Below are 20,874 nucleotides of genomic sequence, written 5' to 3' on the forward strand. Positions count from 1 at the left end.
GGGGTGAATTGGCCGCAGGCCAAGAGGGGGCAGCGCCCCCTCTCCCCCGCGCCTCAGCCCTCCAGCGCCCGGCGCACTTCGGATGTCCATCCGAGGTGGAGCCCCGCCTCGGTCTCGATCAGCGGCCGCTTCATCACCGTCGGATGGCGCCGGACCAGCTCCACGACCGAAAGCGCGCGCTCTTCTTCCGGCAGGTCGCGCCAGGTGCGCGAGCGGCGGTTGACCAGCGCCGCGCCGAAGGTCTCGGCGGCGCGCTCCAGCAGGCCCTCGGGGAAGCCCTCGGCGCGGATGTCGACGAAGCGCATCCCGTCGAGCGTCTTCGACGCCGTGCGGCAGGTGTCGCAGGTGGTCAGCCCGTAGATGATCATGGCGCGGTCCCTCCTCGCGCGGGTGCGGCATCGTGCCGCGGTTTCGCTTGCTTTTTACAGACGCCGTGCAATCCTCCGGACGCGGCCTCCGTCCTTCAGTTTCCGACTCGCCCTTCGCCGAAGCCGGTCCTGAAGCCGGCGACCGTGCCCCGCCGGGTGCGGCGCGGGGCGGAGTCTGGAACGAAGGGAGACACGGGACAATGCCGACCGGCACCGTGAAGTGGTTCAACACGACCAAGGGCTACGGCTTCATCGCGCCCGAGGAGGGCGGCAAGGACGTCTTCGTCCACATCTCGGCGGTGGAGCGCTCGGGGCTCACCGGGCTCGCCGACGATCAGCGCGTGTCCTACGAGCTGCGCGAGGGGCGCGACGGGCGCACCATGGCGGCCGATCTGAAGGTGCTCTGACATCGCTCAGGCGGCCTGCATCCGCGCGGCCTCGTCCCGCGCGAGGGCGAGAAGATCGGTCATGAAGGGCTTGCGCGTGTCGTCGGCGCGCGTCGCCGCGTAGAGCCGCCGCGTGAGCCCGTTCGCCGTCAGCGGGCGGGTGACGTAGTCCGAGGAATACTTCACCTCCCGCACCACCCAGTCGGGCAGCACGGCGACACCGCGGTTCGAGGCCACGAGCAGCAGGATCACCGCCGTGAGCTCGACCTGGCGGATCGCGGCGGGCTCCACCTTGGCCGGCGTCAGGAGCTGGCTGAAGACGTCGAGGCGCGCGCGCTCGACCGGATAGGTGATGAGCGTCTCGGCCCGGAAGTCCTTCGCCTCGATGAAGCGCTTCCGGGCGAGCGGGTGCTGCGCGGAGGCGACGAAGACGGGCGCGTAGTCGAAGAGCGGGGTGAAGGTCACGCCGGGCAGCTCCTCCGGATCCGATGAGATCACGACGTCGACCTCCTCCTTCTCGAGCGCGGGCAGCGCGTCGAAGGCGAGGCCGGGCCGGATGTCCACGTCCACCTCGGGCCATGACTTGCGGAACGCCTCCAGCACCGGGAAGAGCCACTCGAAACAGGCGTGGCACTCGATCGCGATATGGAGCCGCCCGGAGCTTCCCGCGCGCAGCCCCGCGAACTCCGCCTGCGCCGCCTCGATCTCGGGCAGGACTTTCTCGGCGAGGCGCAGGAGGCGCTGGCCCGCCGCCGAGAGGCGCAGCGGCTTGGAGCGGCGCACGAAGAGTTCGACGCCGGTCTGATCCTCGAGGCCCTTGATCTGATGGCTGAGCGCGGACTGCGTGACGTTCAGCCGCTCGGCGGCGCGGGCGAGGCCGCCCTCCTCGTGGATCGCCTTGATCGAGCGCAGGTGCCGGAGTTCGAGGTGCATCTTCTCACGCCGCTCATGTTCGTCTTGAAGGATATGAGTTTGTTTCACGCATGGCGCCATGCGACAAGGGCGCCAATCACCAAAAGGGGGTCAGCATGACCGACGCGCCGGAGGTTTCCTTCGAGTTCTTTCCGCCCAAGTCGCTGGAGGCGTCCTTCCGCCTCTGGGACACGGTGCAGGTGCTCGCGCCGCTCGCGCCGCGCTTCGTTTCGGTGACCTACGGGGCCGGCGGCACCACGCGGGAGCTGACGCGCGACGCGGTCGGCACCCTGCACAAGCACACCGGCCTCGACGTCGCGGCGCATCTGACCTGCGTGAACGCCACGAGGGAGGAAACGCTCGCCATCGCCAACGGTTTCGCCGACGCGGGCGTCAACCAGATCGTCGCGCTGCGCGGCGACCCGCCGAAGGATTCAGGCGGCTTCACGCCGCACCCCGACGGCTTCGCCAACTCGGCGGAGCTGGTCGAGGCGCTCGCCGAGACGGGGCGCTTCACCATCCGGGTGGGCGCCTACCCCGACCCGCACCCCGACGCGCCCTACGAGGGGGCGGACGTCGACTGGCTCAAGCGCAAGATCGACGCCGGCGCGGACGAGGCGATCACGCAGTTCTTCTTCGAGACGGAGGCCTTCTACCGCTTCCGCGACCGCTGCGAGAAGGCGGGCATCGACGCGCCGATCGTGCCGGGCATCATGCCGATCGAGAACTGGGCCGGCGTCAAGCGCTTCGCCAAGGCCTGCGGCGCCTACATCCCCGCATGGCTCGACGACGCCTTCGCCAAGGCCGAGCGCGACGGGCGCGCCGACCTGCTGGCCACCTCGCTCTGCACCGAGATGTGCACCGAGCTCCTCGAGAACGGCGTGGACAAGCTGCATTTCTACACGCTGAACAAGCCCGAGCTCACGCGCGACGTCTGCGCCGCGCTGGGCGTCAAGCCCGAGGCGCGGCTCGAGCACGTCGCCTGAAGCCGGGCGCAAGGCGCTTCGAAGCGCCTTGCAAGCGATTTGAAAATCGCTTGCCCGCGGCCCGTGGCCGCGAGTCGCGTCACGGAAATGCGACTCGTCGCGCGGGCAGGTCTCTCCTAAGGTCGCGCCCATGTTCGACGCGCGCCTTCGTCCGCTCATCGACCCGCCGCTCGACCGACTCGGCCGCCGCGTCGCGCGCGCGGGGGTCGGCGCGGACGCCGTCACGCTCGCGGGGCTCGCGCTCGGGCTGATCGCTGCCGGGCTCGTCGCCGCCGGGCACCCGGGCTGGGCGCTCGCGCCGCTGCTGCTCAGCCGCATCGCCGACGGGCTCGACGGCGCCGTGGCCCGGGCGAGCCGGGCCTCGGACTTCGGCGGCTTTCTCGACATCACGAGCGATTTTCTCTTCTACGGCGCGGTGCCGCTCGCCTTCGTCCTCGCCGATCCGGCGGGCAACGGCGCCGCGGGGGCCTTCCTGCTCGCCGCCTTCTATTTCAACGGGGCGACCTTCCTCGGCTTCGCGATCCTCGCCGAGAAGGCGCGGATGCGCACCGACGCGCGCGGGGTGAAATCGCTCTATTTCACCGGCGGGCTTCTGGAGGGGGCGGAGACCATCGGCTTCTTCGTCCTTCTGTGCCTCGTGCCGCAGCACTTCGCGCCGCTCGCCTGGGTCTTCGGCGCGCTCTGCTTTCTCACCGCCGGCGCGCGCGTCCTGCTCGCGCGCAAGGTCTTTCCCACGCACAGCCCGGAGGACATCCGATGATCCGCACGCTCCCCGCCGCGCTCGTCGCGCTGCCCGGCCTCGCCCTCGCCGAGCCCGACCCGGCCGACTGGGACGCGGTGCTGGAGGCCGCGCGGGGCCAGACCGTCTACTGGAGCGCCTGGGGCGGCTCGACCGCGACGAACGACTTCATCGCCTGGGTGGGCGAGCGGGTCGCAGAGGATCACGGCGTCACCGTCGAGCACGTCAAGCTCGCCGACACCGCCGACGCGGTGAGCCGCGTGCTCGCCGAGAAGAGCGCGGGGCAGGACACCGGCGGCGCCGTCGATCTCATCTGGATCAACGGCGAGAACTTCGCCGCGATGAAGGAGGCCGACCTCCTCTTCGGCCCCTTCGCCGAGGACCTGCCGAACTGGCGCTACGTCGATGTCGAGGGCAAGCCGGTGCGCACCGATTTCACCGTGCCGACCGAGGGCTACGAGAGCCCCTGGGCGGCGGCGCAGGTGGTCTTCATGTACGATTCCGCGGACATGGAGCCGCTGCCCTCGATGGCGGCGCTCCTCGACTGGGCGAAGGCGAACCCGGGCCGCTTCACCTATCCCCAGCCACCCGACTTCCTCGGCGCGACCTTTCTCAAGCAGGCGCTCTACGGGCTCGTGGACGACCCGGAGGTGCTGCTCCAGCCCGCGGACGAGGCCGATTACGCCGCCGTCACCGCGCCGCTCTGGGACTTCGTCGAGGAGCTCACGCCGCATCTCTGGCGGCAGGGGCGCGCCTATCCGCAGAGCGGGCCGCGCCAGTTGCAGCTGATGGCCGACGACGAGATCGACCTCGCCATTTCCTTCAGCCCCGGCGAGGCCTCGGCGGCGATCGCGGATTTCCGGCTTCCGGACACGGTGCGCACCTTCGTCTCCGAGGGCGGCACCATCGGCAACGCGAGCTTCGTGGCGATCCCCTACAACGCCTCGGCCAAGGCGGGCGCGATGGTGGTGGCGAATGTCCTGCTCTCGCCCGAGGCGCAGGCGCACGCGCTCGACCCGGAGGTGCTGGGCTACGGCACGGTGCTCGACATGGGCAAGCTGCCGCCCGCGGCGCGCGCGCGCTTCGAGGAGGTGCCGCTCGGCGTCGCCACGCTCCCGCCCGAGGCGCTCGGCCCGACCCTGCCCGAGCCGCATCCCTCGTGGATGGAGCGGATCGAGGCGGACTGGATCGCGCGCTTCGGCACCGGCGACTGAGATGCGGGCGCGCGCCCTGCCCGCGCCCGCCGGTCGCGGGGCCCGGCTCCGGCTCCTGCCGGCGGTGCCGCTCCTGACGGTGGCGGTGCTCACGGTGCCGGTGGGCGCGGGGCTTCTGGGCACCGCGCTGCCGGCGATCGGGGTGATGCCCGCGCTCGGCCACGCGGCGCCGGGGCTCGGGCCCTTTCGCGATCTTTTCGCCTGGCCCGGCCTCGCCGACGCGCTGCGGCTGTCGGCGGTGACCGGCCTCGCCGCGACGGCGCTCGCGCTCGCGGTGACGGTGGCGATCCTCGCGAGCTGGTCGGAGACGCGCGCCTTCGGCGCGATCCGGCGCGCGCTCGCCCCGCTCCTGTCGGTGCCGCACGCAGCGGCGGCCTTCGGGCTCGCCTTCCTGATCGCGCCCTCGGGCTGGGCGATGCGCGCGCTCTCGCCGTGGGCGACCGGCATGGAGCGCCCGCCCGACTGGCTCGTGGTGCAGGACCCCTGGGGTCTCGCGCTGATCGCGGGGCTCGTGGCCAAGGAGGTGCCCTTCCTGCTGCTGATGTCGATCGCCGCGCTCGGGCAGACCGACGCGCGCCGCGCGGCGACGGTGGCGCGCAGCCTCGGCCACGGGCGCGAGGCGGGCTGGCTGCGCGCGGTCTTTCCGCGGCTCTACGCGCAGATCCGCCTGCCGGTCTACGTCGTGCTCGCCTATTCGATGACGGTGGTCGACGTGGCGGCGATCCTCGGCCCCACCACGCCGCCACCGCTCTCCGTGCAGATCGTGCGCTGGATGAACGACCCGGACCTCGCGCTGCGTCTGCGCGCGGCGGCGGGCGCGGTGGTGCAACTCGCGCTCGTCGCCGCGGCGCTCGGGCTCTGGCGCGCGGGCGAGGCCGGGGTCGCGGCGCTCGGCCGGGCCTGGGTGCGCTCGGGGCGGCGGGGGCCGCGCGGGCGCGGGCCGGCGGCGCTCTCGCTCGCGCTCGCGGGCCTCGCGGCGGGCGTGGTGCTCGCCGGGCTCGGAGTGCTCGCGCTCTGGTCGGTGGCGGCCTTCTGGGCCTTTCCCGACGCCGCGCCGGAGGCGCTGACGCTCCGGAGCTGGGCGCGGCACGGGCCGGAGCTCGCGCGGCTTCTCGCGACGACTGGCGCGATCGCGGGACTCGCGGCGCTCGCCGCGCTCGTGCTGGCGGTGGGCTGCCTCGAAGCGGAGACGCGGTACGGGCTCAGCATCCGGCGCGGGGGGCTCTGGATCCTCTACGCGCCGCTTCTCGTGCCGCAGGTCGCCTTCCTGCCGGGGCTGCAGGGGGCCTTCCTGACGGCGGGGACGACGCCGGGGCTCGTGGCGGTCACCGCCGCGCATCTGGTCTTCGTCTTTCCGTATGTCTTCCTGTCGCTCGGCGATCCCTGGCGGGCCTGGGACGCGCGGCTCGCCACCGTGGCGCGGAGCCTCGGCGCGGGGACCGGGGGCGTGCTCTGGCGCGTGCGGCTGCCGATGCTGCTCGGGCCGGCGCTGACGGCCTTCGCGGTGGGCTTCGCCGTCTCGGTGGGGCAGTACCTGCCGACGCTCCTCGTCGGCGGCGGGCGCGTGGCGACGGTGACGACGGAGGCGGTGGCGCTCGCCGCGGGCGGCGACCGCCGCGCGATCGGGGTGCACGCGCTGGCGCAGACGGGCGCGGCGCTCCTGCCCTTCGCGCTGGCGCTCGCGCTGCCGCGGCTCGTCTGGCGGAACCGGCGGGGGATGCAGGATGCGTGAGGCGCGCGGCGGCCGGGGCTCAGGGGGCGCAGGGGGCGCTGCCCCCTCTTGGCCTCGCGGCCAATTCACCCCCGGAGTATTTGAACCAAGATGATGGGCGCGGATGCGACGGACAGGGGGTTGCGCCTCGAGGGGGTGCGGATCGAGCGCGCCGGCGGGGCGACGCTGCTCGCGCTCGATCTCGCGGTGGCGCCGGGCGAGGTGGTGGCGGTCATGGGCCCCTCGGGCGCGGGGAAGTCGACGCTGCTCGCCGCGGTGATGGGCACGCTCGCGCCGCCCTTCGCGCTGCGCGGGCGCGTGACGCTCGACGGGCGGGACGTCACCGCGGCGCCGCCCGAGCGGCGCGGCATCGGCATCCTCTTTCAAGACGATCTGCTCTTTCCGCATCTCTCGGTGGGCGAGAACCTCGCCTTCGGGCTGTCGCGTCGGGTGCGCGGGCGCGCGGCGCGGCGCGCGGCGGTCGAGGCGGCGCTGGCGGAGGCGGGGCTCGCCGGGATGGCGGGGCGCGATCCGGCGACGCTCTCGGGGGGCGAGCGGCTGCGGGCGGCGCTGATGCGCACGCTGCTGGCCGAGCCGCGGGCGCTCCTGCTCGACGAGCCGTTCTCGAGCCTCGACCAGGACCGGCGCGACCGGATGCGGCGGCTCGTCTTCGCGCGCGCCACGGCGCGGGGGCTGCCGGTGCTGATGGTCACCCACGACCCGGCCGACGCGGCGGCCGCGGGCGGCCCGGTGGTCCGCCTCGGCGCGGGGTGAGCGGGCGGATCAGCGCGCCCAGAGAGCGAGGCCGGGGAAGGCCACGAGGAGCGCGACGAGGATCAGCGAGCAGGCGATGAAGGGAAGCGCCGCGGTGTAGATCGTGCGCATCGTCGTCCCCGGCGGCGCGACGCCCTTCATCACGAAGAGCAGGAGCCCGAAGGGCGGCGTCGTGAAGCTGATCTCGAGCGCGAGCAGCATGATGAGCGCGAACCAGACGAGGTCGAAGCCGAGGCTTTCGGCGAGCGGGAAGAAGATCGGCACCGTCAGCAGCATGATCGAGATCTGCTCCATGAACATGCCGAGGAGGAGCAGCACCAGAAACATCGCCGCGAGCATCCAGAGCGGCGCGAGGTCGAAGCCCGTCGCCCAGTCGATGAGCCCGGAGGAGGCGCCGGAGAAGGCCAGCAGCTGGCTGAAGGTCGCCGAGCCGAAGACGATCAGGTAGGCCATGAGCGTCACGCGCAGCGCGCCGGTGACCGATTTGGTCAGCGCCTCCCACGTCAGGCAGCGGAAGGCGAGGCCGAGCAGGATCACCCCGAGCGCACCGAAGGCCGCGGCCTCGGAGGGCGTGGCGAAGCCGAAGAGCATCATCAGCACGACGACGACCATGACGCCGGCCATCGGCACCACGTCGCGCAGGACGAGGCCAGCCTTCTCGGCGAGCGGCACGGGCGGCATGTCGTAGACGGGCGCGCCCTGCGGGTCGAGGCGCGTCTGGAGCCAGATGAGCCCGACGTAGAGCGCCGCGAGCACCAGCCCGGGCACCACCCCCGCGATCAGGAGCGCGCCCACGTCGATCTGCGCCAGCGTCGCCAGAAGCACCGCGAGCGCCGAGGGCGGGATGATGATGGCGAGGCCGCCGGTGCCGAGGATCGGGCCAATGGAGAACTTCGCGCGGTAGCCGCGCCGCTGCATCTCGGGGACCATGAGCGAGCCGAGCAGCGCGGTGGAGCCCATCGACGAGCCCGAGAGCGTGGCGAAGCCCGTGCCGCCAAGGACCGTGACGTAGGAGAGCCGTCCGGGCACGCGGCCGAGCAGCCGGTCGATCGCGTTGAACATCCGCGCGCCGAGCCCGGTGTGAAAGAAGAGCTCCCCCATCAGCAGGAAGAGCGGGATCGGAATCAGCGCGAAGCGCGAGAGCGCGCCGAAGCCGTTGTCGAGCATCAGCACCACCGCGTCGAAGCCGCCCATGAAGACCCAGGCGCCGGCGATGTTGGCGGCGAGGAAGGCGATCGCGACCGGCATCCCCAGCGCCATCAGCACGACGATGGAGCCGATGAGGAGCGCGAGCGCCCAGTACCATTCCATCATTCGTGGATCCCCGCCTCGCCGGAGTGCATGCGCGCGGGCCCCACGGCGAAGCGCGCGAACTCGAGCGCCATGAGCCCGAAGGAGACCGGGAAGGCGACGGTCAGCCACCACTTCGGGGTGAAATAGGCGCGCACGTCGAAGTTCGACCGCGCGATGTCCTGGCGCACGAGCTCGTAGCCCGCGTAGGCGAGGAGCAGGCAGACGGCGACGCAGGCCGCGGCGACCGCGCGCGAGAGCCAGGCCTGCGCGCGCGCCGGCAGCATCGCGGTGACGAGCTCGACATGGACGTGGCCGCGCTTGCGCACGAGCCACGGCGCGCCGAGCATCGTCAGGTAGAAGAGCCCGTATTCGCCCGAGAGAAAGAGCCACGGGAAGGGCTGAAGCCCGAGGTTGCGCATGGTCACCGAGATCAGGATCGAGACCATGAGCCACACGAGCAGCGCCCCCGCGATCAGCGCGAAGGCGCTCAGCAGGCCTTCGTAGAGCTTGAGCGCGCGGGTCATCGCGGGCCTTTCCGCACGGGGTCGGGGGAGGCGGCGCCGGGACTCCGGCGCCGCGGTGGGCGGACCGCGATCAGCTGCCCGGGTCCTTGGAGGGGTCGTAGAAGGCCTCGATCAGCGCGTCGTAATGCTCGAGCCCCATGGGATGCTTCTCCATCTGGGTGCGCATCCGCTCCCACGTTTTCTCGCGGGCGGCGTCGAGGTAGTTCTGCGCCGCCTCGCCCTCGAGCGTGACGACCTGCATGCCGCCCGCCTCGAGTTCGGCGAATTCCTCGTCGCGGAGCTCGGCGAGCGCCTCGGCGCTCGTGCGCTCGTGCTCGAGCGCGGTCTCGGTGAGGATCGCGCGCGCCTCCTCCGAGAGCCCCTCCCAGGTGTCGAGGTTCACGATCACGCCGAGGTCGGTCGAGAAGAAGTCGGGCTCGATCCGGTAGTTGACGAAATCGTCCCACTTGAGATCGAGCAGGCCGATCTGCGTCCAGCCGGTGGCGTCCACGATCCCGCGCTCGAGCGCCGAGTAGACGTCGGTGGTGGGGATGTCGATGACGCTCGCGCCGAGATACTCGGTGAAGAAGGCGTTATAGACGGGGTTGCCGCGCAGCTTCCAGTCCGAGACGTCGAGGTTGCCTTCGGCGTCGAGCATCGGCTCGTCGACCGTCCAGAGGTTGTAGCTCACGCCCGAGTCGAACCAGCCGAGATACTTGACGCCCATCTTCTCCTGGTGGATTTCGTCGATGAGGTCGAGCCCGCCGGCAGCGCGCGCCTCGGCGGCGGTGACGTTGGCGGCCACGAGCGCGTCCTTCTCGGGCAGCGCGCCGGCGTAGAAGCTGCCGGGGGTGTAGACCATGTCCACCACGCCGTTGCGGACCGCCTCGGGCTGCTGGAACATGCCGATGGCCTCCGGCCCGCCGCGCACCTCGATGCGCACCACGCCCTCGCCGGCCTCGTTCACCTTGTCGACGAAGTCGAGGAAGGACTGCGTGTAGACCAGCGTCTCCGGAAAAGCGTGCACCGCCGAAAGCACGTCTTCGGCCGCGGCGGGCGCGGCGGCGAGCGCGCTTCCGGCGATGAGGCCGGCCCTGATGGTGAGCGTCATGGCGTCGTCTCCTTCTCTTTGTCGCGGGCCTCGCGGCCCCTCCCTGTGGCGGGGCGCCGTCTCAGCGCGCCCCCTGATCCCGCGTCGCCCCCGGCCAGAGCCAGGGGCGGGCGGCGGCGAGCGCCGCGCGGTGCGCGGCGATCGCCTCTTCGTGGCGGCGGGTGACGTCGATGTCGTCCCAGCCGTTGACGAGTTTCTCGCGCTGCGCCTCCGAAAGCGCGAAAGGGCAGGCGAGCCCGCCGAGCGTCACGGCGCCGGCGTCGATGTCGACCTCCGCCCCGAGCGGCCCCGCGGCGAGCGCGGCGAGCAGCCGCTCGGCGTCCTCGGCCGAGACCTGCGCGGGCAGCAGGCCGTTGTTGACCGCGTTGCCGGCGAAGATGTCGCCGAAGCTCGGCGCGACCACTGCGCGGAAGCCCGCGTCGATCAGCGCGTAGACCGCCGCCTCGCGCGAGGAGCCGCCGCCGAAGTTGCGCCGGGTCACGAGGATCGATGCGCCGGCGGTCTCGGGGCGTTCGAGCGGGAACGCCGGGACGGGATGCCCCTCGGCGTCGCGGCGCATGTCGTGCAGGAGATAGCCGCCGTAGCCCGCCGACCGCGGGCGCGACATGAAGCGCGCCGGGATCAGCTGGTCGGTGTCGATCCCCTCCACCGGCAGCGCCACGGCGAGCCCCTCGTGCCGGCGCCAGCCCGTCATGCCGCGCGCTCCTTCAGGAAGGGGCGCGCGTCGGTCAGCGTGCCGGTGACGGCCGCCGCGGCGGCCATGACGGGCGACATGAGATGCGTGCGCGCGCCCGGCCCCTGCCGGCCGCGGAAGTTGCGGTTGGTGGTCGAGGCGCAGCGCTCGCCCGGGTTCACGTGGTCGCCGTTCATGCCGACGCACATCGAACAGCCCGACTCCACCCAGTCGAGCCCGGCCGCGCGGAAGATGGCGTCGAGCCCCTCTTCCTCCGCCTGCCGCTTCACGGCGCTGGAGCCCGGAGAGATCGTGCCGGGCACGCGCGCCTCGCGCCCCTTCAGCACCGAAGCCGCGGCGCGCAGGTCCTCGAGCCGTGCGTTGGTGCAGGAGCCGATGAAGATGCGATCCACCGGCGTGCCCTCGAGCGGCCGGCCGGGGACGAGCCCCATGTAATCGAGCGCAGCGCGGATCTTCTCGGCGCGCGCGGGGTCGGCCTCCTTCGCCGGGTCGGGGACGGTGGCGGTGATCGGCGCCGCGTCCTCGGGCGAAGTGCCCCAGGTGACGACCGGCGCGATCTCGGCGGCGTCGAGCGTCACCTCGCGGTCGTAGGCCGCGCCCGCGTCCGTGGCGAGATCCGCCCACCACGCCATCGCCGCGTCCCAGTCCGCGCCCCGCGGCGCCGAGGCCCGCCCGGCGAGCCAGTCGAAGGTCGTCGCATCCGGCGCCACGAGCCCCATACGCGCGCCGCCCTCGATCGAGAGGTTGCAGAGCGTCATGCGCCCCGCCATCGAAAGCCCGCGCACGGCGCTGCCCGCGTATTCCACCGCGTGGCCCCGCGCCCCGTCCGCGCCGAGCTTCGCGATCCAGGCGAGCGCCATGTCCTTCGCGCCGACCCCGGGCGCGAGCGGGCCGTCGATCGTCAGGCGCATCGCCTTCGGCCGCTTCTGCCAGACCGTCTGCGTGGCGAGCACATGCGCCACCTCGGTCGCGCCGATGCCGAAGCCGAGCGCGCCGAAGGCGCCGTGGGTGGAGGTGTGACTGTCGCCGCAGACCACGAGGCACCCGGGCAGGGTGAGCCCGGCCTCGGGGCCTGCGACGTGCACGATCCCCTGACGCGAATCATGCAGCCCGAAGAGAGAAAATCCGTGAGTGGCGGCGTTCTCTTCCAGCGTTCGGACCATGCGCGCGATGTCCGGGTCGGCGATCGGCCGGTCCCGGTGGCGCGTCGGCACGTAATGATCGGCCACCCCGAAGGTGAGGCCCGGCTCGGCGACCGGCAGCCCGCGGTCGGCAAGCTTGGCGAAGGCGTGGTGCGAGCCCTCGTGCACGAAATGCCGGTCCACCCAGAGCAGATCCTTGTCGCCGGCCGAGGTGACGACATGCGCCTCCCAGAGCTTGGCGAAGAGGGTCCGCGGCGCGGTCATTCGGCCGCCCCCTGCGTCATCGCCGCCGGCGCCCAGTGCCGCGCCTCGCCCGCGCCCACGCGGTCGAGCTCCATGCGCAGGCGGAAGCGGTCGGGGCGGTAGAGCGCCGAGAGATGCTCCACCCCGCGCCCCGCCTCGTCGCGCACGAGACGGGTGAGCGAGATGAGCGGCGCGCCCACCTCCACCTCGAGCGCCTCGGCGACCTGCGGCGCGGCGAGCGTCGCGCTCACCTCCTGCTCGGCGCGGCCTATGCGCACGCCGCCGCGCTCCATCAGCCGCAGGAGCGGCGTCGTAGCGAGATCGGCCTCGGAGTAATTGGCCGCGATGTCGGCGGGGACATGGGTGGTCAGATGCGAGAAGGGCGTCCCCTCGATCAGGCGGACGCGCACCGCGCGCTGCACGCGCCCCTCCGCCTCGAGGCCGAGCGCGCGCGCCACAGGCGCGGCGGCGCGGGTGTAGGAGAAATCGATCAGCCGCGCCTCGGTCGTCTGCCCCATCTCGACGAGCTGCGGCATCAGCGTGGCGAGATCGCCGGCGAGGCGCACGCCGTCGCCGGGGCGCGCGCGCACGACCGTGCCGCTGCCGGCGCGGCGCTCGACCACGCCCTGCGCCTCGAGCGCCTCGAGCGCGCGGCGAATCGTGACCCGGCTCACGCCGTAATCCTCGGCCAGCCGCAACTCCCCCGGTAGCGCGGCGCCGGGCGCCAGCGTGCCGCGCGCGATATCCTCCTGCAGAAGCAGGAAAATGCGGTGCGCCTTGCTGCCCTCCGGCAGGCTGCTGCGATGGCGATCGTCCGGCACGCTCGGCCCTCCTTCGCCGGCGATGGTTAGCCGTGTTCTGCGAGGATGCAAGAATTTTGTCTCCTCCGCGCCGGGATTTTTGTCCTTTCAATAGGCGCTGACCTGTCCTATCCATAATACAGGTTTACGGACAGGACCCCTCGATGCCAGTCGTCACCATCACCCTTCTCGAAGGCTACGACGCCGCGACGCGCGCGCGCCTCGGCACGGCTCTGACCAACGCGGTCGCGGGCGTGCTCGACGCCGCGCCGGAGGCGATCACCGTGCTGATGCCCGAGCTCGACCCGGCGAGCTACATGCGCGGCGGCGCGACGCGGCGCCCCGGCCCGCCGCGGCCCGACCCGGCGGAGATGGTCGGGACCTTCCTGCGCACGATGGAGGCGCGCGACCTCGACGCGGCACGCGCCATGCTCGCGCCGGGCTTCACCATGACCTTCCCGGGCGGGCAGCGCATGGCGACGCTCGAGGAACTCGTCGCGTGGTCGAAGCCGCGCTACCGCTTCGTGACCAAGACCTACGAACGGTTCGATTCGCTGCAGGACGGCGCGACCTCCATCTGCTACTGCTTCGGCACGCTCTCGGGCGAATGGCTCGACGGCACGCCCTTCGAGGGCATCCGCTTCATCGACCGCTTCGAGATCGAGGGCGGTCGCTTCACCCGGCAGGACGTCTGGAACGACATGGCCGAAGCGAAGGCGCAATCGGCATGAGCCTCGATCCCATCACCCTCGCCGTGCTCGCCGGCCGCATGGAGCAGATCGCCGACGAGATGGACGCGACGCTCTTCCGCGCGGCCTTCAACCCGATCATCGCCGAGGCGCACGACGCCTCCCACGGGCTCTACCACGCCGAGACGGGCGAGACGCTGGTGCAGGGCAAGACCGGCCTGCCGATCTTCGTGGGCGTCATGGCCTTCGCCGTGAAGGCGGTGATCGACAAGGCCGCGGAGCAGGGCGGCCCGCAGCCGGGCGACGTCTGGATCTTCAACGACGCGCACATGGGCGGCACGCACCTATCGGACATGCGGCTGGTGCGGCCCTATTTCCGGGACGGAGAGCTCTTCTGTTGGCTCGCCTCGGTCGGGCACTGGCACGACGTGGGCGGCGCGGTGCCGGGCAACTACAACCCCGCCGCGACGGAGGCCTTTCAGGAGGCGGTCGTCATCCCGCCCGTGCGCCTCGTGCGCGGGGGCGAGGTGCAGACGGACGTGCTCGACATCCTGATGCGCAACACGCGCCTGCCCATGTCGGCAGAGGGCGACCTGAACGGGCAGCTGGGCGCGCTCGACCTCGGCGTGAGGCGGCTCGACGCGCTTCTGGACGAGTACGGCGCGGGGACCGTGCAGGCGGCGCTCGCCGCGCTCGGCGACCGGGCCGAGACGCTCCTGCGTCAGGCGGTCGCCGCGCTCCCCGACGGACGCTGGGAGGCGGAGGATTTCCTCGACAACGACGGCATCGCGCCCGAGGCGCTGCCGATCCGCGTGGCGCTGCAGATCGAGGGCGAGCGCCTGCGCCTCGACTTCGCGGGCACGGCGGGCGGCGTGACGGGGCCGATCAACATCGCGCGCCCCACGGCGATCGCCTGCGTCTACGTGGCGATAAAGCACCTCTTCCCCAGCCTGCCCGCCAACGCGGGCGTGCTGCGGCCCATCGACATCGCGATCCCGGAGGATTCGCTCCTCTCGGCGGAGTTCCCGACGCCGACGGGCGGCTACACCGAGACGATCCTGCGCATGATCGACGTAATCTTCTCGGCCGCCGCCGAGGCCGCGCCGGAGCGCGCGATCGCCAACGCCTACGGCACGATCAACGCGCTCTCCATCGCCGGAAAGCGCCGCGACGGGCGGCGCTGGGTGATGTTCAGCTTCTACGGCGGCGGGCACGGCGCCACGGCCGAGAGCGACGGCCTCAACCACGGCAACGCGCCGATCAGCATGGCGACGATCCCGCCGGTGGAGATCCTCGAATCGGCCTATCCGGTCGCCTTCCGGCAATGGGCGCTGCGCCCGGACAGCGCGGGCGCGGGCGCGCGTCGCGGCGGGCTCGGCGCGACCTACGAGATCGAGGTACTCGAGGAGAACGGCGCCGAGGTCTTCTTCTTCGGCGAGCGCGGACGCTTCGCGCCGAAGGGCGTCGCGGGCGGGGCCGAGGGCGCCTGCAACCGCTTCACCTTTCAGCAGGGCGACGGCTGGGCGGCGCCGCCGCTCGTCTCGAAGATGGTCGGCATCCGGCTCAGGCAGGGCCAGCGCGTGCGCCTCGAGACGCCGGGCGGCGGCGGCTACGGCCCGGCCGCAGCGCGTCCGGCGCGCGACGTCGCCCGCGACGTGGCGCTCGGCTACCTGAGCGAAGGTGCGGCGGACGCGGGCCACGGCGCCGCATGGCGGGAGGAGCGCGCATGAGCCGGCGGATCATCGGGGTGGACGTGGGCGGCACCTTCACCGACGTCTTTTCCCTCGACACGGAGAGCGGACGGGCGGGCGTCGCCAAGGTGCCGACGACGCGGCCGGACCAGTCGGGCGGCTTCCTCGCGGGGCTGCGCCACGAGGTGGAAAGCCTGGGCGAGATCGCGACGGTCGTGCACGGCACCACCGCCGGGACCAACGCGCTGCTGGAGCGCAAGGGCGCGCGGACGGGCGTCATCACCACCGAAGGTTTCCGCGACGTGCTCGAGATGCGCCGCCGCGACCGGCCGCGGACCTGGGGCCTCCGGGGCGATTTCGTGCCGGTGGTGCCCCGCGACCTGCGCCTCGAGGTGCCCGAGCGGGTGCTCGCCGACGGCACGGTGGAGCGGGCTGTGGACCTCGACGCGGTGCGCGCGGCGGGCCGCGCGCTGCTCGATCAGGGCTGCGCGTCGGTCGTCGTGCTCTTCGTCAACGCCTACGCCAACCCCGAGAACGAGGCGCGCGCCGCCGCCGCCCTGCGCGAGATCTGGCCCAACGCGCATGTCGCGGCCTCCTCAGAGATCCTGCCGGAGATCCGCGAGTTCGAGCGTTTCTCGACCACCGCGCTCAACGGCTACCTGCAGCCCGAGGTCGCGGGCTACCTCGACCGGCTGGAAGGGGCGCTCGAGGGCGAGGGCTTCGGCGGCGAGTTCCTGATCGTGCAGTCGAACGGCGGCGTGATGTCGGTGGATACCGCCTGCCGCCTGCCGGTGCGCACGGCGCTCTCCGGCCCGGCCGCGGGCGTGATCGCGGCGGGCTACATCGCCGAAAGCGCCGGGTTTTCCAACGTCATCACCGGCGACATGGGCGGGACGAGCTTCGATGTCTCGCTGATCGCGGGGGGCGAGACGGTGCTCAGCCCGCAGACGGCGATCGACTTCGGCCTCGTCGTGCGCACGCCGATGATCGAGATCGCGACCATCGGCGCGGGCGGCGGCTCCATCGCTTCCGTGGACGCGGGCGGGCTGTTGCAGATCGGCCCGGAAAGCGCGGGCAGCGATCCGGGCCCCGTGGCCTACGGGCGCGGCAACGACCGGCCCACGGTGACCGACGCCAACATCGTGCTCGGCCGGATCGACCCGGCCCGGCCGCTGGGCGACGGGCTGGGCGCGCTGGATCTGGACGCCGCGAAGGCGGCGATCCGCCGCCACGTGGCCGAGCCGCTCGGCCTCGAGCTCATGGAGGCGGCGGAGGCGATCGTGCGCGTCGCCACCTCCGCCATGGCCGGCGCGATCCGCCTCGTCTCGATCGAGCGGGGCTTCGACCCGGAGCGCTTCGTCTACATGCCCTTCGGCGGCGGCGGCGCGCTGCACGCCGGCGCGATGATCGCGGAGGTGGGCCTCGCCCGGGCGCTGGTGCCGCGCTACCCGGGCGTGACCTCGGCGCTCGGCTGCGTGATCGCCGACATGCGGCAGGATTTCGTGCAGACGCTGGGCGCGATGCTGGACGAGCTCGACCTCGCCGCGCTGCGCGACCGGGTGCAGGCGCACGTCGACGAGGGCAACGCCACGCTCGACGCCGCCGACACGGGCTTCGCCGCGCGCGAGGTGCGGGTGGAGCTCGACATGGCCTATCTCGGGCAGACGCACACCGTCGCGGTGCCGGTCTCCGTGGAAATGGACGGCGCGACGGTGAAACCCGTCTCGGCGGGTGCCATCCGCGCCGCCTTCGAGGCGACCTACCGTGAGCTTTACGGCCGCCTGCTGACGAGCCCGATCCGCGTGCTGAACCTGCGCACCGCGGTGATCGGCAAGCGGCCGAAGTTCGACCTCGCCACCCTCGCCCCCGATCCCGGCGCGCGCGTCGAGACCGCCGCCAAGGGCGCGCGGCCGGTCTATGCGCAGGGCGCCTGGCACGAGGCGCGGGTCTTCGACCGCCTCGCCCTGCCCGTGGGCGCGCGTATCGACGGGCCGGCGGTGCTGGAACAGCCCGACGCCACGATCTTCGTCGAGCCATGGCTCGCCGCGGAGGTGGACGCGCACGGCAACGTCCTTCTGACAGCCAAGGAGAGCGCGGCATGAGCCATGACGCCCCCCTCGATCCCGCCCGCACGGCGGTGCTGACCATCGATCTGCAGAACGATTTCCTGCACCCCGAGGGCGCCTATGGCCGCGCCGGGCAGACGGGACCGGGCCTGCCGGAGCTGCCCGCGCGGGTGAAACCGGTGATCGACGCTGTGCGGGCGGCGGGCGGGCTCTTCGTCTCGGCGCAGTTCACGCTGGTGCCGCGGCCCGGCGGCGCGGAGCCGCTGATCGCGCCGCACCTGAAGGCGCTGCGCCCCTTCCTGACCACCGGCGACTTCGCGCCCGGCAGCTGGGGCAACGCCGCCGTGGACCTGTTGCAGCCGCCCGACCACACGGTGGAAAAGGTCGCCTATTCCGCCTTCTACCAGACGCGGCTCGAGTACATCCTGAAGGCCCTCGGCATCGAGACGCTGATCGTCGGCGGCATCGTCACCAACGGCGGCGTGGCGAGCACGGTGCGCGACGCGCACATGCGCGGCTACCGGACGATCCTCCTCACCGACGGCTGCGGCGCCTTCAAGCCGGAGGTGCACGACGCCACGCTGATCGCGCTCGCCTCGGTCACCGAGCAGGAAAGCTGCGAGGACGCGCGCCGCCTGCCGGGGCTCGCGTGATGGAGAGCCTGCGCGCCCGCCTCGCCCGCGCCCCCGCGCTCGTCGCGCCCGGCGTCTACGACGGCCTCACCGCCACCCTCGCCGAGGCGGCGGGCTTCGAGGCGCTCTACCTCTCCGGCGCGGCGGTCGCCTACACCCGGCTCGGGCGGCCCGACATCGGGCTCACCACCATGTCGGAGATGGCCGAGACGCTGGCGGCGATCCGCGACCGCGTGGCGCTGCCCATCGTGATCGACGCCGACACGGGCTTCGGCAACGCGCTCAACGCGCAGCGCACCATGCGCACCTACGAGCGCGCGGGCGCCAACGCGCTGCAGGTGGAGGACCAGAGCTTTCCGAAGCGCTGCGGGCATCTGGCCGACAAGCGGCTGATCCCGGTCGCCGAGATGACGGGCAAGATCCGCGCCATGGCCGACGCCCGCGAGAGCGACGAGACGCTCATCATCGCGCGCACCGACGCGATCGGGGTCGAGGGCTTCGAGGCCGCGCTGGAGCGCGCCGAGGCCTACGTCGCCGCCGGGGCCGACGCGCTCTTCGTCGAGGCGCCGCGCTCGGGCGAGGAGCTGCGCGCGGTGGCCGCGCGCTTCGCGGGGCGCGTGCCGCTCATGGCGAACATGGTCGAGGGCGGCGTGACGCCCGTTACCTCGGCCGCCGACCTCGGCGCGATGGGCTACGCGCTCGTCATCTTCCCGGGCGGGATCGTGCGCGCGCTCGCCCGCGCGGCGGAGGACTACTACGCGAGCCTCGCCGCCCACGGAACGAACCGGCCCTTCGCGGATCGGATGTTCGACTTCGCCGACCTCAACGCGCGCATCGGCACGCCGGAGATGCTGGAGGCGGGCGCGCGCTACGACGGAGGCGAGGGGTGAGCGTCCGCCCTGCCCCGCCGGCCTGGCCGCTCGAGGTCGAGACGCTGGTGATCGGCGCCGGCGCGGCGGGGATGGTGGCCGCGCTCTCGGCCCACGAGGCGGGCGAGGAGGTGCTGGTGCTGGAGCGCGACGCGGTGCCCGCGGGCTCCACCGCGCTCTCGGCCGGGCTGATCCCCGCCGCCGGCACCGCGCAGCAGCGCGCCGCGGGCATCGCGGACGACCCGGACCGCTTCGCCGCCGACATCCAGAAGAAGGCGGATGGAGAAGCCGACCCGGCGCTCGTCGCCGCGCTGACCGGGGCGATCCCCGAGGCGGTCGAATGGCTGACCGAGGGGCTCGGCCTGCCGCTGACGGTGGTGGAGGACTTCGACTACCCCGGCCACTCGCGCCGCCGGATGCACGGGCTGCCCGACCGCGCGGGCGCGTCCCTCGTCGATGCGCTGCGCGCGCGGTGCGAGGCGCGCGGCGTGCCCATCGTCTGCGAGCGGCGGGTCGAGACGCTTTTCACCGATGCCGGGGGCGAGGTCGCGGGCGTCGCCGCCCGCCTGCCCGACGGCACGGTGGAGGAGATCGGCGCGGAGCGCGTGATCCTCGCCTGCAACGGCTACGGCGGCAACAAGACCCGCGTCGCGCGCCACATGCCCGGGATCGCCGATGCGCTCTACTTCGGGCACGCCGGCAACCAGGGCGAGGCGCTCGACTGGGCCGAGGCGCTGGGGCTCGCGACCGCGCATCTCGGCGCCTACCAGGGGCACGGCAACGTCGCCCACCCGCACGGCATCCTGATCACCTGGGCGGTGATCACGGAGGGCGGCGTGCAGGTGAACGCCGACGGCCGGCGCTTCTGGAACGAGGCGCAGGGCTATTCCGAGGCCGCGCGCGCCGTCCTCGCCCAGCCCGGCGGGCAAGCGGTGACCGTCTTCGACGCGCGCATCGCGGATGTGGCGCGGCAGTTCGCCGATTTCCGCGCCGCCGAGGCGCAGGGCGTGATCAAGACGGCGGACACGGTGGCCGAGCTCGCCGCCGCCTTCGGGCTGCCGGCGGAGGCGCTCGAACAGACCTTGACCGAGGCGGAGGCCGCGCGCGCCGCCGGGACGGCGGACGCCTTCGGCCGTCGCTTCGGCGCGGTGGCGCCGCTCGCCGCGCCTTACTGCGGGGTGCGCGTCACCGGCGCGCTCTTTCACACGCAGGGCGGGCTCGCCGTGACGCCGGAGGCGCGAGCCATGCGCGCCGACGGCACGCCCTGCCGCCGCCTCTTCGCCACCGGCGGCGCCGCGGTCGGCGTCTCGGGGGCGGGCGATTCGGGCTATCTCTCGGGCAACGGGCTGCTCGCGGCCGTGGCGCTCGGGCGCATCGCCGGGCGCGGGCGGGCGTGAGCCCGGGGCCGGCCACGGCGGCCGTGGCGCTAGCCCGGCCGTCCCAGCATCAGGTCCGCGACCACATCGACGGTCGCCCGGGTCAGCCGCGCCGCCCCGTCGTCGGCGTGATTGACGGAGAACCCGTCGGTCGCCGCGGCGAGCAAGCGCGCGAGCGCGCCGTCGCCGGCGATGTGGCGGCGCTCCTCGGGCAGCGTATCCTCGAGAATCTCGGCGATCCGCGCTTCGGCCCGGTGCGAAAGCTCGCGGATGCGCGCGTCGTCCTCCGGCGCAGTGGCGAGCGCCTGCACGAGATTCGCGGCGAAGCCGTTCTCCGCCGCCGGGAGATCGTGCCAGAGCGCCGTGAGAAGCGCCCGGACCCGCGCGTCGTGGTCTGAAAGCCCCCGCACCCGGGCGTGCAGCGCCTCGATTCGCTCCATCAGCCACGGTTCGTAAAGTTCGAGAAGGATATCGAGCTTGGAGTCGAAATAGACGTAGATGTTCGCCGCCGAAATATCCGCCGCCCGCGCGATCGCCCCGATCGTGGAAAGCGTATAACCGCGCTCCCTGAACAGATCGTAGGCCGCGGCCAGAATGGCCTCCCGGACCTCGGGTTTCTTTTTCTGCACCATGACGCTCTGGGTTGTTTCAAAAATGTTTCGCGCGATAAACGCA

Annotated in this window: 21 protein-coding genes; 12 read left to right on the plus strand and 9 right to left on the minus strand. The window is 72.8% G+C overall.

From position 1 onward, the window contains the following. Nucleotides 1–53: 53 nt before the first annotated feature. Complete coding sequence (locus tag DRV84_RS02325; protein ID WP_115978237.1) at nucleotides 54–368, minus strand: ArsC/Spx/MgsR family protein; 315 nt, start codon at nucleotides 366–368, stop codon at nucleotides 54–56. A gap of 200 nt (nucleotides 369–568) precedes the next feature. Here DRV84_RS02325 and DRV84_RS02330 point away from each other — a divergent pair, with 200 nt between their 5' ends. Then, on the plus strand, nucleotides 569–775 hold the full coding sequence (locus DRV84_RS02330) for a cold-shock protein (RefSeq protein WP_115978240.1): 207 nt from the start codon (nucleotides 569–571) through the stop codon (nucleotides 773–775). A gap of 6 nt (nucleotides 776–781) precedes the next feature. Here DRV84_RS02330 and DRV84_RS02335 read toward each other — a convergent pair whose 3' ends face one another. After that, a complete protein-coding gene (locus tag DRV84_RS02335; RefSeq protein WP_115978243.1) occupies nucleotides 782–1,687 on the minus strand; it encodes a LysR family transcriptional regulator in 906 nt (301 codons plus the stop codon). Nucleotides 1,688–1,782: 95 nt separating this feature from the next. On the opposite strand from DRV84_RS02335, the gene metF reads away from it, so the two are divergent. The 5 genes from metF (at nucleotide 1,783) to DRV84_RS02360 (ending at nucleotide 7,090) form a co-directional block, all read left to right on the plus strand. After that, entirely contained in the window at nucleotides 1,783–2,652 is an 870-nt protein-coding gene (gene metF / locus DRV84_RS02340; protein ID WP_115978469.1) for a methylenetetrahydrofolate reductase [NAD(P)H], read from the plus strand. Nucleotides 2,653–2,782: 130 nt separating this feature from the next. Next, the gene (locus tag DRV84_RS02345; RefSeq protein WP_115978245.1) at nucleotides 2,783–3,412 is read left to right on the plus strand and encodes a CDP-alcohol phosphatidyltransferase family protein; all 630 of its coding nucleotides are present in this window, start codon (nucleotides 2,783–2,785) and stop codon (nucleotides 3,410–3,412) included. Continuing rightward, nucleotides 3,409–4,605, plus strand: coding sequence for an ABC transporter substrate-binding protein (locus tag DRV84_RS02350; RefSeq protein WP_115978248.1), 1,197 nt, complete (start codon nucleotides 3,409–3,411; stop codon nucleotides 4,603–4,605). Before DRV84_RS02345 ends, DRV84_RS02350 begins: the two co-directional genes overlap by 4 nt. A 1-nt stretch (nucleotide 4,606) precedes the next feature. Further along, entirely contained in the window at nucleotides 4,607–6,337 is a 1,731-nt protein-coding gene (locus DRV84_RS02355; protein WP_115978250.1) for an ABC transporter permease, read from the plus strand. Nucleotides 6,338–6,427: 90 nt separating this feature from the next. Beyond that, nucleotides 6,428–7,090 (plus strand): ATP-binding cassette domain-containing protein, encoded by a 663-nt coding sequence (locus DRV84_RS02360; protein WP_239994964.1) that lies wholly within the window; start codon nucleotides 6,428–6,430, stop codon nucleotides 7,088–7,090. Between the two features lie 9 nt (nucleotides 7,091–7,099). Here DRV84_RS02360 and DRV84_RS02365 read toward each other — a convergent pair whose 3' ends face one another. The 6 genes from DRV84_RS02365 to DRV84_RS02390 form a co-directional block, all read right to left on the minus strand. Further along, nucleotides 7,100–8,401, minus strand: coding sequence for a TRAP transporter large permease (locus DRV84_RS02365; RefSeq protein ID WP_115978471.1), 1,302 nt, complete (start codon nucleotides 8,399–8,401; stop codon nucleotides 7,100–7,102). Further along, nucleotides 8,401–8,907 carry a TRAP transporter small permease gene (locus DRV84_RS02370; RefSeq protein ID WP_115978253.1) on the minus strand — a complete coding sequence of 169 codons (507 nt, stop codon included), beginning with the start codon at nucleotides 8,905–8,907 and terminating at the stop codon, nucleotides 8,401–8,403. Before DRV84_RS02370 ends, DRV84_RS02365 begins: the two co-directional genes overlap by 1 nt. Before the next feature lie 70 nt (nucleotides 8,908–8,977). Beyond that, the gene (gene dctP / locus DRV84_RS02375) at nucleotides 8,978–9,997 is read right to left on the minus strand and encodes a TRAP transporter substrate-binding protein DctP (RefSeq protein ID WP_115978255.1); all 1,020 of its coding nucleotides are present in this window, start codon (nucleotides 9,995–9,997) and stop codon (nucleotides 8,978–8,980) included. Nucleotides 9,998–10,058: 61 nt separating this feature from the next. Then, nucleotides 10,059–10,691, minus strand: a complete 633-nt coding sequence (gene leuD, locus DRV84_RS02380; RefSeq protein WP_115978258.1) for a 3-isopropylmalate dehydratase small subunit — start codon at nucleotides 10,689–10,691, stop codon at nucleotides 10,059–10,061. Beyond that, the gene (leuC, locus tag DRV84_RS02385; RefSeq protein WP_115978260.1) at nucleotides 10,688–12,097 is read right to left on the minus strand and encodes a 3-isopropylmalate dehydratase large subunit; all 1,410 of its coding nucleotides are present in this window, start codon (nucleotides 12,095–12,097) and stop codon (nucleotides 10,688–10,690) included. The genes leuD and leuC overlap by 4 nt, the downstream gene beginning before the upstream one ends. Next, nucleotides 12,094–12,897: a GntR family transcriptional regulator gene (locus DRV84_RS02390; protein WP_115978262.1), complete on the minus strand. Its 804-nt coding sequence runs from the start codon at nucleotides 12,895–12,897 to the stop codon at nucleotides 12,094–12,096. The genes leuC and DRV84_RS02390 overlap by 4 nt, the downstream gene beginning before the upstream one ends. A 143-nt stretch (nucleotides 12,898–13,040) precedes the next feature. Between DRV84_RS02390 and DRV84_RS02395 the strand changes: the two genes are divergently transcribed. From DRV84_RS02395 to DRV84_RS02420, 6 genes are read left to right on the plus strand one after another with little or no spacing between them, the layout of a single operon-like run. Next, complete coding sequence (locus DRV84_RS02395) at nucleotides 13,041–13,607, plus strand: tautomerase family protein (RefSeq protein ID WP_115978265.1); 567 nt, start codon at nucleotides 13,041–13,043, stop codon at nucleotides 13,605–13,607. Next, a complete protein-coding gene (locus DRV84_RS02400) occupies nucleotides 13,604–15,295 on the plus strand; it encodes a hydantoinase B/oxoprolinase family protein (RefSeq protein WP_192881386.1) in 1,692 nt (563 codons plus the stop codon). The genes DRV84_RS02395 and DRV84_RS02400 overlap by 4 nt, the downstream gene beginning before the upstream one ends. Then, nucleotides 15,292–17,358, plus strand: coding sequence for a hydantoinase/oxoprolinase family protein (locus DRV84_RS02405; RefSeq protein WP_115978266.1), 2,067 nt, complete (start codon nucleotides 15,292–15,294; stop codon nucleotides 17,356–17,358). The genes DRV84_RS02400 and DRV84_RS02405 overlap by 4 nt, the downstream gene beginning before the upstream one ends. Further along, the gene (locus DRV84_RS02410; RefSeq protein WP_115978267.1) at nucleotides 17,355–17,975 is read left to right on the plus strand and encodes a cysteine hydrolase family protein; all 621 of its coding nucleotides are present in this window, start codon (nucleotides 17,355–17,357) and stop codon (nucleotides 17,973–17,975) included. Before DRV84_RS02405 ends, DRV84_RS02410 begins: the two co-directional genes overlap by 4 nt. Continuing rightward, nucleotides 17,975–18,844, plus strand: a complete 870-nt coding sequence (locus DRV84_RS02415) for an isocitrate lyase/PEP mutase family protein (RefSeq protein WP_115978268.1) — start codon at nucleotides 17,975–17,977, stop codon at nucleotides 18,842–18,844. Before DRV84_RS02410 ends, DRV84_RS02415 begins: the two co-directional genes overlap by 1 nt. Next, nucleotides 18,841–20,220: an FAD-dependent oxidoreductase gene (locus DRV84_RS02420; RefSeq protein WP_115978269.1), complete on the plus strand. Its 1,380-nt coding sequence runs from the start codon at nucleotides 18,841–18,843 to the stop codon at nucleotides 20,218–20,220. Before DRV84_RS02415 ends, DRV84_RS02420 begins: the two co-directional genes overlap by 4 nt. A gap of 29 nt (nucleotides 20,221–20,249) precedes the next feature. Here DRV84_RS02420 and DRV84_RS02425 read toward each other — a convergent pair whose 3' ends face one another. Further along, nucleotides 20,250–20,831, minus strand: a complete 582-nt coding sequence (locus DRV84_RS02425) for a TetR/AcrR family transcriptional regulator (RefSeq protein ID WP_115978270.1) — start codon at nucleotides 20,829–20,831, stop codon at nucleotides 20,250–20,252. Between the last annotated feature and the right edge of the window lie 43 nt (nucleotides 20,832–20,874).

It is taken from the genome of Rhodosalinus sediminis, from assembly GCF_003385555.1.
Classification (GTDB): domain Bacteria; phylum Pseudomonadota; class Alphaproteobacteria; order Rhodobacterales; family Rhodobacteraceae; genus Rhodosalinus; species Rhodosalinus sediminis.

Bases quoted from the DNA above. Each gene is read 5' to 3' on its own strand.
- DRV84_RS02355 (WP_115978250.1), top strand. From the start codon at position 4,607: ATGCGGGCGCGCGCCCTGCCCGCGCCCGCCGGTCGCGGGGCCCGGCTC.
- DRV84_RS02405 (WP_115978266.1), top strand. From the start codon at position 15,292: ATGAGCCGGCGGATCATCGGGGTGGACGTGGGCGGCACCTTCACCGAC.
- DRV84_RS02425 (WP_115978270.1), bottom strand. From the start codon at position 20,831: ATGGTGCAGAAAAAGAAACCCGAGGTCCGGGAGGCCATTCTGGCCGCG.
- DRV84_RS02415 (WP_115978268.1), top strand. From the start codon at position 17,975: ATGGAGAGCCTGCGCGCCCGCCTCGCCCGCGCCCCCGCGCTCGTCGCG.
- leuD (WP_115978258.1), bottom strand. From the start codon at position 10,691: ATGACGGGCTGGCGCCGGCACGAGGGGCTCGCCGTGGCGCTGCCGGTG.
- DRV84_RS02360 (WP_239994964.1), top strand. From the start codon at position 6,428: ATGATGGGCGCGGATGCGACGGACAGGGGGTTGCGCCTCGAGGGGGTG.
- leuC (WP_115978260.1), bottom strand. From the start codon at position 12,097: ATGACCGCGCCGCGGACCCTCTTCGCCAAGCTCTGGGAGGCGCATGTC.
- DRV84_RS02395 (WP_115978265.1), top strand. From the start codon at position 13,041: ATGCCAGTCGTCACCATCACCCTTCTCGAAGGCTACGACGCCGCGACG.
- DRV84_RS02350 (WP_115978248.1), top strand. From the start codon at position 3,409: ATGATCCGCACGCTCCCCGCCGCGCTCGTCGCGCTGCCCGGCCTCGCC.
- metF (WP_115978469.1), top strand. From the start codon at position 1,783: ATGACCGACGCGCCGGAGGTTTCCTTCGAGTTCTTTCCGCCCAAGTCG.
- DRV84_RS02335 (WP_115978243.1), bottom strand. From the start codon at position 1,687: ATGCACCTCGAACTCCGGCACCTGCGCTCGATCAAGGCGATCCACGAG.
- DRV84_RS02325 (WP_115978237.1), bottom strand. From the start codon at position 368: ATGATCATCTACGGGCTGACCACCTGCGACACCTGCCGCACGGCGTCG.
- DRV84_RS02365 (WP_115978471.1), bottom strand. From the start codon at position 8,401: ATGGAATGGTACTGGGCGCTCGCGCTCCTCATCGGCTCCATCGTCGTG.
- dctP (WP_115978255.1), bottom strand. From the start codon at position 9,997: ATGACGCTCACCATCAGGGCCGGCCTCATCGCCGGAAGCGCGCTCGCC.
- DRV84_RS02370 (WP_115978253.1), bottom strand. From the start codon at position 8,907: ATGACCCGCGCGCTCAAGCTCTACGAAGGCCTGCTGAGCGCCTTCGCG.
- DRV84_RS02400 (WP_192881386.1), top strand. From the start codon at position 13,604: ATGAGCCTCGATCCCATCACCCTCGCCGTGCTCGCCGGCCGCATGGAG.
- DRV84_RS02410 (WP_115978267.1), top strand. From the start codon at position 17,355: ATGAGCCATGACGCCCCCCTCGATCCCGCCCGCACGGCGGTGCTGACC.
- DRV84_RS02345 (WP_115978245.1), top strand. From the start codon at position 2,783: ATGTTCGACGCGCGCCTTCGTCCGCTCATCGACCCGCCGCTCGACCGA.
- DRV84_RS02330 (WP_115978240.1), top strand. From the start codon at position 569: ATGCCGACCGGCACCGTGAAGTGGTTCAACACGACCAAGGGCTACGGC.